Here is a 649-nt window from a genome sequence, read left to right on the forward strand (position 1 = left end):
AAGGTGAATTTGAAGAGGTTCGCCGATAACGAAATTACTGTGTTTCTCTTCCCCCTCATGTTCCTGAGAAACTTCTTGCTTACACCCAGACTTGCCCCACAAGCTGGGTGTTTTTTTTGCGAAGTGCGTTTGCAAAAAAGGCAGCTCATTGGCTGCCTTTGGGTTTGTTATATCGAGCGTCTTGAGAGTCCTAAACCGTAACCACCACTCTTAGTGCTAAGAGCATAAGTACAACACCAGATAGTCGGTCAATGAGAACCGCTTTGGAGCGAATTTTATCGACCACTCTGGAGCTTGATAACACCAACGTAATAAAGGTGTACCACAAGCCATCGACAACAAAAGGGGTCGCAACAATGATCATTTGGTTACTCAGATCATTTCCAAGCGCGACAAACTGGCTAAACAAAGCAATAAAGAACAGTGCGATTTTAGGACTTAGAATAGAGATAAGGAAACCTTCTCTAGCAGATTGAAGTACGGTCGTTTCCTCACCAGATTCCAACTTGGCGGCCACTCCACCTTTGGATCGCAGCGCGTTAAAACCTAAGTAAGCCAAATAAGCTGCGCCCGCTAAACTGATGGTTTTGAACAGCATTGGGCTCTGCTGCAGCACAACCGCAAGACCGATCAACGTGATAAACGCATA

The 649-nt window shown here is 45.5% G+C and carries 1 protein-coding gene; it reads right to left on the reverse strand.

What is annotated here, in order from left to right; all coding sequences use genetic code 11:
* Positions 1-190 precede the first annotated feature (190 nt).
* A partial coding sequence (locus R7E78_RS27515) for a LysE family translocator (protein ID WP_318058804.1) occupies positions 191-649 on the reverse strand: 459 nt, incomplete at its 5' end.

This window comes from Vibrio sp. YT-19(2023), from assembly GCF_033337395.1.